Annotated in this window: 11 protein-coding genes and 6 tRNA genes; 15 read left to right on the forward strand and 2 right to left on the reverse strand. The window is 48.3% G+C overall.

Annotated features, from left to right (window positions below; genetic code table 11):
* Positions 1 to 70: 70 nt before the first annotated feature.
* From H4O21_RS14420 to H4O21_RS14455, 8 genes are all read left to right on the forward strand, one after another.
* Positions 71 to 1,300, forward strand: a complete 1,230-nt coding sequence (locus H4O21_RS14420; protein ID WP_182809582.1) for an aspartate kinase — start codon at positions 71 to 73, stop codon at positions 1,298 to 1,300.
* 285 nt (positions 1,301 to 1,585) lie between these two features.
* Positions 1,586 to 1,777 carry a carbon storage regulator CsrA gene (gene csrA, locus H4O21_RS14425; protein WP_182809583.1) on the forward strand — a complete coding sequence of 64 codons (192 nt, stop codon included), beginning with the start codon at positions 1,586 to 1,588 and terminating at the stop codon, positions 1,775 to 1,777.
* A gap of 79 nt (positions 1,778 to 1,856) precedes the next feature.
* Positions 1,857 to 1,949, forward strand: a tRNA-Ser gene (locus H4O21_RS14430).
* 10 nt (positions 1,950 to 1,959) lie between these two features.
* Positions 1,960 to 2,036 (forward strand) — tRNA-Arg (locus H4O21_RS14435).
* A gap of 72 nt (positions 2,037 to 2,108) precedes the next feature.
* Positions 2,109 to 2,185 (forward strand) — tRNA-Arg (locus tag H4O21_RS14440).
* Positions 2,186 to 2,252: 67 nt separating this feature from the next.
* Positions 2,253 to 2,345 (forward strand) — tRNA-Ser (locus tag H4O21_RS14445).
* Positions 2,346 to 2,355: 10 nt separating this feature from the next.
* Positions 2,356 to 2,432, forward strand: a tRNA-Arg gene (locus H4O21_RS14450).
* 72 nt (positions 2,433 to 2,504) lie between these two features.
* Positions 2,505 to 2,581: transfer RNA gene (locus H4O21_RS14455), tRNA-Arg, on the forward strand.
* Between the two features lie 95 nt (positions 2,582 to 2,676).
* On the opposite strand, the gene H4O21_RS14460 is transcribed toward H4O21_RS14455, so the two are convergent.
* Positions 2,677 to 3,804: a tRNA dihydrouridine synthase gene (locus H4O21_RS14460; protein ID WP_255487311.1), complete on the reverse strand. Its 1,128-nt coding sequence runs from the start codon at positions 3,802 to 3,804 to the stop codon at positions 2,677 to 2,679.
* Between the two features lie 313 nt (positions 3,805 to 4,117).
* Between H4O21_RS14460 and H4O21_RS14465 the strand changes: the two genes are divergently transcribed.
* The 7 genes from H4O21_RS14465 (at position 4,118) to H4O21_RS14495 (ending at position 11,613) form a co-directional block, all read left to right on the forward strand.
* Positions 4,118 to 4,369: an OadG family protein gene (locus H4O21_RS14465; protein ID WP_182809584.1), complete on the forward strand. Its 252-nt coding sequence runs from the start codon at positions 4,118 to 4,120 to the stop codon at positions 4,367 to 4,369.
* A gap of 56 nt (positions 4,370 to 4,425) precedes the next feature.
* Complete coding sequence (gene oadA / locus H4O21_RS14470) at positions 4,426 to 6,201, forward strand: sodium-extruding oxaloacetate decarboxylase subunit alpha (protein ID WP_182809585.1); 1,776 nt, start codon at positions 4,426 to 4,428, stop codon at positions 6,199 to 6,201.
* Positions 6,202 to 6,231: 30 nt separating this feature from the next.
* A complete protein-coding gene (locus H4O21_RS14475; RefSeq protein WP_182809586.1) occupies positions 6,232 to 7,533 on the forward strand; it encodes a sodium ion-translocating decarboxylase subunit beta in 1,302 nt (433 codons plus the stop codon).
* 186 nt (positions 7,534 to 7,719) lie between these two features.
* Positions 7,720 to 8,991 (forward strand): hypothetical protein, encoded by a 1,272-nt coding sequence (locus tag H4O21_RS14480; RefSeq protein ID WP_182809587.1) that lies wholly within the window; start codon positions 7,720 to 7,722, stop codon positions 8,989 to 8,991.
* On the forward strand, positions 8,988 to 9,743 hold the full coding sequence (locus H4O21_RS14485) for an OmpA/MotB family protein (RefSeq protein WP_368737557.1): 756 nt from the start codon (positions 8,988 to 8,990) through the stop codon (positions 9,741 to 9,743). The genes H4O21_RS14480 and H4O21_RS14485 overlap by 4 nt, the downstream gene beginning before the upstream one ends.
* Positions 9,740 to 10,339 carry a hypothetical protein gene (locus H4O21_RS14490; RefSeq protein WP_182809588.1) on the forward strand — a complete coding sequence of 200 codons (600 nt, stop codon included), beginning with the start codon at positions 9,740 to 9,742 and terminating at the stop codon, positions 10,337 to 10,339. Before H4O21_RS14485 ends, H4O21_RS14490 begins: the two co-directional genes overlap by 4 nt.
* Positions 10,340 to 10,608: 269 nt before the next feature.
* Positions 10,609 to 11,613, forward strand: coding sequence for a sensor domain-containing diguanylate cyclase (locus tag H4O21_RS14495; RefSeq protein WP_182809589.1), 1,005 nt, complete (start codon positions 10,609 to 10,611; stop codon positions 11,611 to 11,613).
* 92 nt (positions 11,614 to 11,705) lie between these two features.
* Here the strand turns inward: H4O21_RS14495 and rpoD are convergent, their stop codons facing one another.
* On the reverse strand, positions 11,706 to 13,532 hold the full coding sequence (gene rpoD, locus H4O21_RS14500) for an RNA polymerase sigma factor RpoD (RefSeq protein WP_182809590.1): 1,827 nt from the start codon (positions 13,530 to 13,532) through the stop codon (positions 11,706 to 11,708).
* Between the last annotated feature and the right edge of the window lie 33 nt (positions 13,533 to 13,565).

A 13,565-nucleotide genomic window follows, 5' to 3' on the forward strand; every position in this document is an offset into this window, starting at 1 on the left:
GTAAGATCACAACAGGGGCCCGGCTTTATGCCGGGCTTTTTGAATCACCCGAAAAGGGAAAAGTGTAACAATGGCTCTTTACGTTCAGAAGTTTGGTGGTACCTCTGTAGGCTCCATCGAGCGTATCAAAGCTGTTGCTGAGAAGGTAAAAGGTTACCGTGACGAAGGCCATGATGTTGTTGTTGTGGTCTCGGCTATGAGCGGTGAAACCAACCGTCTGATCGCACTGGCTAATGAAATTAATGATGATCCGACTCCCCGTGAGATGGATATGCTGGTTTCGACCGGGGAGCAGGTCACTATTGCTCTGTTGTCGATGACGCTGAATCATATGGGGTGTCCGGCTATTTCCTATACCGGCTCCCAGGTCAGTATTGTGACTGACAGCTCCCATACCAAAGCTCGTATTAAGAAAATTGATGACGATAAGATTCGTAATGACCTGAATCTGGGGCGTGTCGTGGTTGTGGCAGGCTTCCAGGGTGCGGATGAAGAAGGCAATATCACAACACTGGGTCGTGGCGGTTCTGATACCACTGGTGTGGCTCTGGCCGCTGCCCTGAAAGCCGATGAGTGCCAGATTTTCACCGATGTTGATGGTGTCTACACCACGGATCCGAGGGTTTGCTCAAAAGCGAAGCGCCTGGAAACGGTTACGGTTGAAGAGATGCTGGAGCTTGCCAGTCTGGGCTCCAAAGTGCTGCAAATTCGATCTGTTGAGTTTGCGGGTAAATACAATGTTCCACTTCGGGTTCTGTCCAGTTTTCAGGATGGCCCGGGTACTCTGATTGTTGCTGAGGAAGTCGACGCAATGGAAGAACCTCTGATCTCTGGTATCGCCTTTACGGCGAATGAAGCTAAACTGACGGTGCTGAATGCGCCAGATATGCCGGGTGTTGCTTCCCGAATCCTGGGACCTGTAGGCGATGCTAATATTGAAGTGGACATGATTGTTCAGAACGTGGCTCCGGACGGAAAAACCACTGACTTTACTTTCACGGTTGCCCGTGGTGATTATAAAAAAGCTATGGGTGTACTGGAAGGTGTTGTTGAAGAGATGGGCTCCGGTGAAATTTCCGGTGATAATGGAATCGCTAAAGTGTCTCTGGTCGGTGTGGGGATGCGCTCTCACGCTGGCGTTGCCAGTAAGATGTTTAAGGTGCTGTCGGATGAGGGGATTAACATCCGCATGGTATCCACTTCAGAAATTAAGATTTCTGTTGTGATTGATGAGAAGTTTATGGAGCTTGCGGTACGTGCATTGCACACTGCGTTTGGTCTGGATAAGGAAGAAGACTGAAACAGCTTTTGAACTTTCATCCAGGGTCTACTTTAATTAAGTCAGGCCCTGTTTTTTGAGCCAGCCCCTGTTCTTTGCTGATTATGTGTAAATTCTGTACAAAGCAGTATATTTTTTCTGTGAAATCAGGGTAAATTAATGATACATAATGCAGGAAACAGTTGAGCCAGGTGTGTTTTAACGCATAATATGCGCTTGATCTGACAAGATGGCCTCTACATCCATCTTTTTATGCTGCTGCCTCAGAATGGTAGCAGTACCCCGAGGAGATAAGGAGATTCAACCATGTTGATTTTAACCCGCCGCGTTGGCGAAACCCTGATGATTGGTGATGAAGTTACTGTAACTGTGCTGGGTGTTAAAGGTAACCAGGTACGCATTGGTGTAAATGCACCGAAAGAAGTGGCTGTTCACCGTGAAGAGATTTATCAGCGCATTCAGCGTGAGAAAGAAGGCTCAGAGCAGGGTGATTCATAAGTTACGATAAAATAACTAAAAAACTTTAACAAAGTTATAGACATCCCGGAAAACTATGGTATAGTTTGCGCCGTGTTTCGGAGAGGTGGCCGAGAGGCTGAAGGCGCTCCCCTGCTAAGGGAGTATAGAGTTTGTAGCTCTATCGAGGGTTCGAATCCCTCCTTCTCCGCCACATCATTTGCCCGCTCGTAGCTCAGCTGGATAGAGTACCTGGCTACGAACCAGGCGGTCGGAGGTTCGAATCCTCCCGAGCGGGCCATTTATCAGATGTGGTAGTGTTTACGACTTTCAATAAAGTCAGGCATCTTGTGCCAGAGTTTTAAAGTTTTGCCCGCTCGTAGCTCAGCTGGATAGAGTACCTGGCTACGAACCAGGCGGTCGGAGGTTCGAATCCTCCCGAGCGGGCCATTCTTAGAAAAGCCAGAGTTTATACTCTGGCTTTTTTTCCGTTGTTACGGAACATCGTTTTTGTTGTGGAGAGGTGGCCGAGAGGCTGAAGGCGCTCCCCTGCTAAGGGAGTATAGAGTTTGTAGCTCTATCGAGGGTTCGAATCCCTCCTTCTCCGCCACATCATTTGCCCGCTCGTAGCTCAGCTGGATAGAGTACCTGGCTACGAACCAGGCGGTCGGAGGTTCGAATCCTCCCGAGCGGGCCATTTATTCCTGACTATCAGAAATAAAAGTAAAGCATTATATTTATGCTATTTACTTTTATCTGTTTGTTTTGTCCGCTCGTAGCTCAGCTGGATAGAGTACCTGGCTACGAACCAGGCGGTCGGAGGTTCGAATCCTCCCGAGCGGGCCATTATTGAAAAGCCGGAATCATTGTTGATTCCGGCTTTTTTGTGTCTGATATTCCCCAATCTGAGATCGGGGGAGGCTTTTACGGAAAAGTCTCATTCAGTTGCTTAGTCTTTGGTTGAAGTCAGCTGGCAAGCGACTGGCAAATAGTCTGTCCCCTCTGGCTGTTGATTCAATCAGTTCAAGCATGGGTTCTGCTTTGATGCAGGTTTTGGCCTGATTAAACAGAGTATCCATCCTGGGGTCCTGTTTCTTCATCATAGCCAGCCATTGTTTGCCTCTGGATATCAGATATTTTTCAGGGCAGTGATTCTGCTCAATTTGCCATAAATAGAGCAAGATTACTGCGGCGAGATCTGCTTCAGTGGGCTTTTCATTGATATCATGGCGAATTCTGTAGGCCAGATAAGGATCGGCCAGTAATCCGCGTCCAATCATGACATCCTGACAACCACTGACTTCCCGGCACCTGTGGTAATCCTCAATGCTCCAGACCTCGCCGTTGGCAATAATAGGGATGCGGGCTTTTTCTCTGATACGTGCCAGCCATTCCCAGTGTGCGGGTGGTTTGTAACCTTCGATTTTGGTTCTGGCGTGGACGGTCAGTTCGGATGCGCCGCCATCTTCTATTGCCGCCAGATTTTCAAACACCAGGCTTTTATCTTCATAGCCCAGGCGCATCTTGGCCGTCAGTCGTCCGTGAGTATCTGCCAGAGCCTGAGCTGAAGCCGATACTATCCGATGAACGTCATCCGGCGTTTGTAGTAATACTGCTCCTCCTTTATGACGATTGACAGTTTTGGCCGGACAGCCAAAATTAAGGTCGATCACTTCAGCTCCCAGAAGTGCTACCGCCTTGGAGGCGTGGCGGGCAATCAGTGGAATATTGTTTCCCAGTAGCTGCAGGTGTACCGGTGTCTGACTATTTGTTCTGCTGTGTTGTAGTAGCTCCGGGCAGATTTTTTTAAAGGCTCTGGCGGGCTGAAGCTGATTGGTGACTCTGAGAAATTCCGTCACACAGAAGCTGATGCCACCTATTGCGCTGATAATCTGTCGGACATGGAAATCGACGGTACCTTCCATTGGGGCCAGGGCTATACGGTCTGTATATGGTATTGCAGGCGGTTGTCTGGTATGAGAGTCCGTGGACTCTTTGGAAACAAGGGGCATCTGAAAATCACTGTAGTCGTTAAGTAAAAGAGATAGGCTGATGTTGATAGAAGTCATGCCTGCTCAGGAGATGCAATGATATAACGTCTTCAGGATAAGGGAATCATCTGAATGAGTCCTGGTAACTTTTAGTCTGCATTTTTCTGTTTGTTTTGCCGAAGTTGACCTGTTAGTCCTGCTAATTGTCTGCAGTTTCCCGGTATTTTATTGCCAGGTTCCCGGAATCAGGGTAAATTAGCAGCGCCCTGGTGTCTGTGTGGTGGGCGAGAGCACAGGTTCATCAGGGTTCGCTGCAAGAGGCACAATAAAAGAGAAGGCAGACTCTTAGTCAAAGTCTGACCCATCTGAAAACTAAACGAGGAATGGCTTAATGCAACCTTCTGAGCTGATCTCCGAAGGCATCAGTCTGATGCTTTTCGGTATGGGGTTTGTTTTTTTGTTCCTGACCCTGCTGGTTTATGCAACACAGGCAATGTCAAACGTTGTCCAGAAATACGCAAAACCGGCTCCGGCAGAGACAAAAAGTAAACCGGCTCCTGCAAGCGCATCTGCTGCTGGCAGTAACGATGAGCTGATTGCTGTAATGACTGCAGCGGTTCATAAGTTCCGATCAGGCAAATAAGAGCAGACGCTTTTTTAGCCAATAAAAACTCATGATTAATGGAAAGGCCAATACCCATGACCGAGTCCAAAAAACCACTAGGCATTACTGATGTTGTGCTCCGTGACGCACATCAGTCTTTGTTTGCGACCCGCCTGCGTCTTGACGATATGCTTCCTATTGCAGAGAAGCTGGATAAAGTAGGTTTCTGGTCATTAGAATCCTGGGGAGGAGCGACTTTTGACTCCTGCATTCGCTACCTGGGAGAAGATCCGTGGGACCGCATTCGCGAACTGAAAAAGGCGATGCCTAATACCCGTCATCAAATGTTGCTGCGTGGCCAGAACCTGCTGGGCTACCGTCATTATGCTGACGATGTGGTTGATAAGTTTGTTGAGCGTGCTGCGACTAACGGTGTGGATGTGTTCCGTGTTTTTGACGCGATGAACGATCCACGTAACCTGCAGCGTGCACTCGAAGCCGTTAAGAAAGTAGGTAAGCACGCGCAAGGTACGTTGTCTTACACTACAAGTCCGGTTCATAACCAGGAAGCCTGGGTTAGCCTGGCGAAGCAGATCGAAGATATGGGTGCAGACTCTATCGCGATCAAAGATATGGCGGGCATTATGACGCCATACGATGCTTATGAACTGGTATCTCGCCTGAAAGCGGAAACAGATCTGGAGGTTCAGCTGCATGCGCATGCGACTTCTGGTCTGTCCGATATGACCATCCTGAAAGCGGTAGAAGCCGGTATTGACCGTGTTGATACGGCGATCTCTTCCATGTCCATGACCTATGGTCACACAGCGACTGAATCCGTTGTTGCTGCCCTGCAAGGCACTGACCGCGACACCGGTATCGATCTGCTGCTGCTGGAAGAAATTGCGGCTTACTTCCGTAAAGTGCGTAAGAAATACGCGAAGTTTGAAGGTGCCCTGCGTGGTACTGACTCCCGTATTCTTGTGGCACAGGTACCTGGCGGCATGCTGACCAATATGGAAAGCCAGCTGCGTGAACAGGGTGCAGGAGACAAGTTCGATGAGGTGCTGGCTGAGATCCCGCGTGTACGTGAAGATCTGGGGCACATCCCTCTGGTAACGCCAACCTCTCAGATTGTAGGTACTCAGGCAGTACTGAATGTACTAACCGGTGAGCGTTATAAGAGCATCTCCAAAGAGACTCAGGGTATCCTGAAAGGTGAATACGGTGCCGCACCTTCTGCTTACAATGCAGAGCTGCAGGCTAAAGTACTGAATGGTGCTGAGCCAATCACCTGTCGTCCGGCAGATCTGCTGGAAGCCGAAGTGGATAAACTGACTGCTGAGCTGAACGATCTGGCAAAAGAGAAGGGTTTTAACCTGGCTTCTGAGTCTATTGATGACGTTCTGACTTATGCCCTGTTCCCGCAAATCGGTTTGAAATTCCTGGAAAACCGTGGCAACCCTGATGCATTCGAACCTGTTCCAACCGAAGAAGAAGGTACTAAAGCTGTGAGCAAGAATACTGGTCCTGAAGTTTACACCATCACCGTTAATGGCCAGAACTACGTAGTTCAGGTAACTGAAGGTGGTGATATCACTAATATCGCACCGGCAGCAGCTTCTGCGGCAGCACCGGCTCCTGCGGCGCCAGCAAGTGGTGGTGCTCCTGTAGCCGCGCCTCTGGCGGGTAACATCTTTAAAGTACTGGTTAATCCGGGTCAGGCTGTTCAGGAAGGTGATGTTGTCATCATTCTGGAAGCGATGAAGATGGAAACTGAAGTACGTGCGCCACGCGCTGGTACTGTTGGTTCTGTAGATGTTCGTGAAGGCGATGCGGTTGCTGTTGGCGACACGCTGCTGACTCTGTAAGTCCTGCTGTAAATAACGAGGTTGACTTAAATGGAACAACTTTTGAGCTTATGGCAGGGCTCGGGTCTTTACAATATGGGTTTTGGACAGCTGTCGATGATCCTCATCTGTCTGGTCCTGCTGTATCTGGCAATTGTAAAGAACTTCGAACCTCTGTTGCTGGTTCCAATCGGTTTTGGTGGCCTGCTGGCTAACATTCCTGAAGCCGGGCTGGCTTTGTCTGCTGCAGAGCAGGCTGTGCATATGGCCCAGCCAGAAGTACTGGCGTCAATTGCTCAGGTACTGGGTGCCAATAGTACAGATCCTGAGGTTTTGCTGCATCTGGTGCACGACGCTAAGCCCAGCGCTTATGCGGCGGCTCAGCTGGCAGCCCAGGATGCGGGTTACTCGAATGGTATGCTGTACAGCTTCTATTCCGTAGCGATTGCCAGTGGTATTGCACCTCTGGTTATCTTTATGGGCGTGGGTGCTATGACTGACTTTGGTCCTTTGCTGGCCAACCCTAAGACTCTGTTCCTGGGGGCTGCTGCTCAGTTCGGTATCTTCGCAACTGTACTGGGTGCGGTAGGTCTGTCTGCTCTGGGGCTGATGGACTTCTCTGTGCAGCAGGCTGCGGCAATCGGTATTATCGGTGGTGCGGATGGCCCTACGTCTATTTATGTAGCAAGCCTGCTGGCACCTGAATTGCTGGGTGCTATTGCAGTAGCATCTTACTCTTACATGGCTCTGGTGCCTCTGATTCAGCCGCCTATCATGCGCGCGCTGACGACGCCGGAAGAACGTAAGATTGAGATGGTTCAGCTGCGTACTGTATCTAAGACTGAGAAGATTGTATTCCCTCTGGTTCTGCTGATACTGGTCGCTTTGTTGCTGCCAGATGCAGCGCCACTACTGGGTATGTTCTGCTTCGGTAACCTGATGAAAGAAACGGGTGTTGTTGATCGTCTGAGTGATACGGCTCAGAACGCACTGATTAACATCACAACGATTTTTCTGGGGCTGTCGGTCGGCTCTAAGCTGATGGCCGAGAAATTCCTGGCTGTAGAAACTCTGGGTATTCTGGCTCTGGGTATCGTAGCATTCGGTATTGGTACTGCTTGTGGTGTGATCATGGCGAAGCTGATGAATCGCGTGGTTGCGACTCCGGTGAACCCGCTGATTGGCTCTGCAGGTGTATCGGCTGTGCCTATGGCAGCACGTGTATCCAACAAACTGGGGCTGGAATACAATCCCCACAACTTCCTGCTCATGCACGCTATGGGCCCGAACGTTGCGGGTGTTATCGGTTCCGCCGTTGCTGCAGGTGTGATGATCAAGTATCTGGGTGGGTAATTTAACACCCTGATCATCTGAACCTCAGGAAGGCCTTGGAGTGAAAACTCCGAGGCCTTCTGCGTTTATAGCTGTTGCTATTTATGTGTCTGATTTGTAAAAACACCTGAATATCCACTCTATTAAGCATTTTCACTCAGGTAAGATAACGCCATAATAGGCATTCATTCTGAGTAAGCGATAGTCATGGATCTGTTAACGACTTTTTCTCCTCTCACACTGGTGGTGATACTGATTATTGTCAGCCTGACCATCTATTTTCATGGGCCGGTTTACTCTCTGAGAACGGTCAATGTGGCACCTTCTATTCTGACCAGTATTGGTATTTTTGGTACATTCCTTGGTGTTGCACTGGGTTTAATGGATTTTGATTCCACTGATATTGAAGGCAGTGTTCCACCTCTGATTGAAGGTCTTAAAACGGCGTTCTGGTCTTCTATTGCCGGTTTGTTAGCAGCGATGACAATTAAGTTACGTCATGTTCTGAATCATGTACGTAACTATGAGACAGAAACAAAATATACCGGAGCGACAGTAGATGACCTGGCGACTCTGCTGGGAGATATTCGCCTGATTCTTAATAACTCAGGGCTGGCAGATATCGGGGCGCGAATGGAGTCCTCAACGCAAGGGCTGGAGCGGCATCTGGGCAGACTTGAACAGGTTATCGGTCAGTATCAGCAGGAAATGGTGGATGCTAACAGTCATGCTCTGACGTCTGCTATTTCTGATCTCATGAATAGCTTTAACGATAAGATTACGGTGCAGTATGGTGATAATTTTCGTCAGTTGAATGAAGCCGTTGGTCTGATGGTACAGTGGCAGGACAATTATAAAGGTGAGCTGGCTAAGCTGCTGGAGCAGCAGAAAGCTAATGGGGATGTGCTGGATAAAGCAACCGATGCCTACAGAACTATGGTACAGCATACCCAGGCGTTTAATGATGTGTCCGAGAAGCTGGGTGATGTTATGTCAGGTCTTCAGCAACAATCTGATTCATTGGGTGCATATCTGGAGAGTCTGGCTAATCTGGTCAGTAAAGCATCGGATGGTCTGCCAGCACTGGAGGGGCGTGTTATGGCACTGACAGAAGAATTGGCAGCAGGCATCAGTGAAAGCCATCGTCAGATGAATCATCTGCTAACTCAGACCGCGGATACTATTGAGCAGACGGTGATTACAGTGAATCAGCAGCTGGTGGATGATATGCAGAAAGTGAATGCCAGTCAGAATGATATGCTTGTCAGAATGCTGGACAGAAATGAACAACAGCTGGTGCGTATGGATAGTGCGATGGAGAAAGAACTGACTCATGCTTTACAGACGTTTGGTTGTCAATTGACTGCGCTGTCTGAGAAGTTTGTCAGTGATTATCTGCCACTGACTGAAAAGCTGAAAAAAGTGGTTGAAATGGCTGGTCGTTTGCCGGATCAGGCTGAGCGGAAGGGTAAGTCGTGAATCGTCTGGATCAGCCTCAGAGTGAGGATGATAACCTGAATGCTGAAGAAGGGGCTCATTGGGTTGCGGTCAGTGACCTTATGGCCGGGCTGATGATGGTTTTTCTGCTGGTTGCTGTGGCTTATATGGTCATTCTGGAACGGGAGACTGAGAAAATTAAGCAGGTGGCCCTGCTGTATCAGAATCTTAGGGAACAGCTGTACCAGGATCTGTATCAGGAATTTAAAGATGATCTGCCACGCTGGGGGGCTGAGCTTAAAGCTGAAGATCTGAGTCTGCAATTCTATAATACTGACGTCATGTTTGACCTGGGTAAATCGTCTTTACAGCCTGAGTTTAAAGAGATTCTGGCAGATTTTTTCCCCCGTTATACCCGGATTATTACTTCAGAAAAATATCGGGATGATATTTCGGAAGTGCGTATAGAAGGGCATACATCCAGTGACTGGACTAATGCCAGAACACCTGATCAGGCTTATATCAATAATATGCGCCTGTCTCAGGCCCGGACGCGCTCTACTCTGGGGTATTTGCTGGCCTTGCCTGAGGTGGAGTATGAGAAAGAGTGGCTGAAAGCTCAACTGACAGCCAATGGTTTATCCTCTTCCCGGTTGGTGCTTAATGATGATCGCTCAGAAAATGGTGAGCGATCAAGGCGAGTGGAATTCAGGCTGGTGACAGACGCGGATTCCAGGATTCGGGAAATTTTGCAGGAGTTTCTGGATGATGACAGAGGTGTGGCTGAACAATGAAGCTTCCTGATTTTAATCGGTTTGAGCCTGTGCTGGATCTGCGTCGTCAGATGGCCGCAACTAAGACAGGTCATTTTGAACTGTTTGATCCGGACAGGCATCTGACGGGTGAAGAAAGGTCCAGACTGGAAAATCGAGGGGTCTCTGTAAAGCTGGACACTCTGCGTCTTCTTCCGGATATGACACTGGCGATTAAAAATGGCCGGGTGGTTGTCTTTGAAAAGGAAAAGCCTGTTGGAAAGAAGGCTTTTTTTCATCTCGCACTATGCCCTGAGCTGGAAGCATTGTCTGATAACGCTCTGATCGCTACGACCTGCCAGAGCTCTCCTTTTCCTGTATTGGCAGATAAAACACGGCGTAGTTTATCAGTATGTCCGGTATGTCTGGAGTTGCTTGGTTACAAAGGCTTCAGCCTGAACAGAAACCGGAGAATCCGGTACAGCGAACAGCTGATGAAGCACTTTGAGCTGGCAGATTTTTTCCGTTTATATCCTTTATATCCGGTGCGGCATGGCGTTCAGTTATCCGATGTGGCTCCTGCGGCATCTCTTCCCTCTTCTGGTTTACTCTCTTCAGCTCAGCGACGACGACGCTGATCTGTCATAATTTAAAATGACTTTTCCTTATTTATGAATTAATTATTGATTTGTCCCATATTCAGCGGCTGGCTTCGTGAGATAATGTCAGGTCTGCTGGTATTAAGTATGCCTGCCAGAGGACTCTTTGGTATGACTTATGCTTAATCAAAAAAAGTGATTCTGTTTTCAGAAGGATGTTATATCGGCACAGGGTATGAATTGCCGGATGAAAAATGAACTGAGAGCGGAATAGATGATAATTTAAACAAGAAATATCGCTAGTTCATATGGACCCTATTTACCTGAGTTTACTAACCATTTTGTTAATAATTCTGCTATATGGCAGTCGTCGGTTATCCCGCCTGAGCCAGACCAGGGAGGAGACGACCCATGTGGCTAAGGCTTATCTGGGTATTATTAATCAATATGTGATTACTTCCAGAACTGACCTGGATGGCATCATTACGGATGTCAGTGATGCATTCTGTCAGGCATCCGGGTTTCACCGGCATGAACTGTTAGGTAAGAGCCATGCTGTTGTTCGTCACCCGGATACCGCGAATAAAACCTATGCTTCGCTTTGGGATTCTATTGCCAGTGGTAAAGACTGGCAGGGCGAGATGTGTAATCAGCGTAAAGATGGCAGTACGTACTGGGTTCAGGCATCGATCACGGCTGATTATGATCTGTATGGTAATAAGATTGGCTATATTGCGGTGCATCAGGATATTACTGATCATAAAATGGTGATAGAGCTGTCGATCCGAGATGCTCTGACAGGATTGTATAACCGAAGACACTTCAATCATTGTTTTGATCAGCTACTGCAGGATGCTCATGATAATGAACAGGCAATCAGTCTGATGATTTTTGATGTCGATAACTTCAAGAAATATAACGATACCTATGGCCATCAGAAAGGGGATGATGTACTGAAAGAGACTGCTGCAGCGCTGCAGTATTGCACTCATGAAGGTGATGCTGCCTGCTTTCGTCTTGGCGGAGAAGAGTTTGCTATTGTTGCTTTACTTGATGAGGATGCTGCTGTTGCTCTTGCTGAGAAAGTCAGGGCTGAGATTGAGGCATTAAATATTGAGCATATTAATAATGCGGAGTTCGGTTGTGTAACAACCTCTGTTGGTGTGTATACCCATCCGTATGATGGCTTTGCAGTACCAGAGGCTGATGAATTATTCAGGATTGCAGATCAGTGTTTGTATCGGGCTAAAGAGAGTGGGCGTAATCAGGTGGGTAAACCAGAAAAAGAGAGTGATAGCATAGAATTGTTCTGAGCTGGTTTCTTCGAAAAAGTTGAATGAATCTGAATAAAAAACCCCGCATATTGCGGGGTTTTTTACACCTGGTTCAGGCTCATCTGTCGGCTTTATTCGTCGATAAAGCTTCTCAGATGCTCAGAGCGGGTCGGGTGGCGAAGTTTGCGTAACGCTTTAGCCTCAATCTGACGAATACGCTCGCGAGTCACATCAAACTGTTTGCCTACCTCTTCCAGAGTATGGTCGGTATTCATATCAATACCAAAGCGCATACGCAGTACTTTAGCTTCACGTCCTGTCAGGCCGCCAAGTACAGAGCGAGTGGCTTCAACCAAGCCTTCTCCAGTGGCTGAATCCACCGGAGACTCCATTGCGGTATCTTCGATAAAATCACCCAGATGGGAATCTTCATCATCACCAATTGGCGTTTCCATCGAAATAGGCTCTTTCGCAATTTTCAGAACCTTGCGAACCTTATCTTCAGGCATTTCCATGCGTTCACCCAGCTCTTCAGGTGTAGGCTCGCGGCCCATTTCCTGCAGCATCTGGCGTGATACGCGGTTCAGTTTATTGATTGTTTCAATCATATGAACCGGAATACGAATGGTGCGAGCCTGATCGGCAATAGAACGGGTAATTGCCTGACGAATCCACCAGGTTGCATAAGTCGAGAACTTATAACCCCGGCGGTATTCGAATTTATCAACCGCTTTCATCAGGCCGATATTGCCTTCCTGAATCAGATCCAGGAACTGCAGTCCGCGGTTGGTATATTTCTTAGCGATAGAAATTACCAGACGCAGGTTCGCTTCAACCATCTCTTTTTTGGCGCGACGAGCTTTTGCCTCACCGATAGACATACGACGATTAACTTCTTTGATCTCGTTAAGCGTCAGCTGAAGGTCCTGTTCAACGGTAGCGATTTTACGCTGAGCACGCAGAATATCAATGCGCTGCCTTTCCAGAGCGCGGGAATATTCTGGTTTATCAGACAGAATATTATCCAGCCATTCCTGGTTGGTCTCATTGCCCGGGAAGGAGGCAATGAATTCCTTACGGCTCATTCTGGCTTTACGCACACACAGCTGCATGATACGGCGTTCCTGAGCACGGATGCCTTCCATGCTGCTGCGAACCCGATAAACCATCATCTCAAAGTATTTTGGTGTCAGCTTGATCGGAGCGAAGTGCTCTGCCAGAGCAGATTGTGCTGCGCGATACTGAGCGCTTTCTTTACCGTGCTGTTCCGCTGCAGCATATACTGCATTATTCAATTCTCTCAGACGCTCGAAACGAATACGGGCTTCTTCAGGATCAGGTCCACCGTCGCCTTCGTCATCGTCGTCATCATCGTCGTCATCGTCGTCAGCCAGATCGCTGGCGTCAATTTCTGCTTCCGGGATATCTTCCTCATCCCCGTCCGCATCAATATAACCAATCAGCAGATCACTCAAGCGACCTTCTTCTGTCTGACTTTCATCGTATGCTGCCAGAATGTCATCAATCTGGCCAGGCAGATAGGACAGGGAGTGCATAACCTGACGCAGACCTTCCTCAATGCGCTTGGCGATAACAATCTCGCCTTCACGGGTCAGAAGTTCTACGGTACCCATTTCACGCATATACATGCGGACAGGGTCAGTGGTACGACCAACGTCAGATTCTACAGCGGCCAGAGCGGCTACAGCTTCTTCTGCATCGGCTTCATCTGTTGATGAATCGCCATCGGTCATTAGCAGAGTTTCGGCATCGGGCGCTTCTTCAGAAACTGAAATCCCCATGTCGTTGATCATGCGAATGATATCTTCAACCTGATCTGGATCAGATATATCTTCCGGCAGGTGATCATTTACTTCTGCGTAGGTGAGGTAGCCCTGCTCCTTACCGCGGGCAATCAGTTCCTTTAAGCGCGACTGTTGCTGCTCATTTCCAGCCATAGATACCCTATCTCAAAATAGTGCATAGAACGA

It is taken from the genome of Oceanospirillum sediminis, assembly GCF_014164585.1.
In the GTDB taxonomy this organism is placed as follows: domain Bacteria; phylum Pseudomonadota; class Gammaproteobacteria; order Pseudomonadales; family Halomonadaceae; genus Oceanospirillum; species Oceanospirillum sediminis.

What these genes read in the sequence shown, in the direction of transcription:
- H4O21_RS14420 (WP_182809582.1), top strand. Translation starts at nt 71, where the DNA reads ATGGCTCTTTACGTTCAGAAGTTTGGTGGTACCTCTGTAGGCTCCATC.
- csrA (WP_182809583.1), top strand. Translation starts at nt 1,586, where the DNA reads ATGTTGATTTTAACCCGCCGCGTTGGCGAAACCCTGATGATTGGTGAT.
- H4O21_RS14460 (WP_255487311.1), bottom strand. Translation starts at nt 3,804, where the DNA reads ATGACTTCTATCAACATCAGCCTATCTCTTTTACTTAACGACTACAGT.
- H4O21_RS14465 (WP_182809584.1), top strand. Translation starts at nt 4,118, where the DNA reads ATGCAACCTTCTGAGCTGATCTCCGAAGGCATCAGTCTGATGCTTTTC.
- oadA (WP_182809585.1), top strand. Translation starts at nt 4,426, where the DNA reads ATGACCGAGTCCAAAAAACCACTAGGCATTACTGATGTTGTGCTCCGT.
- H4O21_RS14475 (WP_182809586.1), top strand. Translation starts at nt 6,232, where the DNA reads ATGGAACAACTTTTGAGCTTATGGCAGGGCTCGGGTCTTTACAATATG.
- H4O21_RS14480 (WP_182809587.1), top strand. Translation starts at nt 7,720, where the DNA reads ATGGATCTGTTAACGACTTTTTCTCCTCTCACACTGGTGGTGATACTG.
- H4O21_RS14490 (WP_182809588.1), top strand. Translation starts at nt 9,740, where the DNA reads ATGAAGCTTCCTGATTTTAATCGGTTTGAGCCTGTGCTGGATCTGCGT.
- H4O21_RS14495 (WP_182809589.1), top strand. Translation starts at nt 10,609, where the DNA reads ATGGACCCTATTTACCTGAGTTTACTAACCATTTTGTTAATAATTCTG.
- rpoD (WP_182809590.1), bottom strand. Translation starts at nt 13,532, where the DNA reads ATGGCTGGAAATGAGCAGCAACAGTCGCGCTTAAAGGAACTGATTGCC.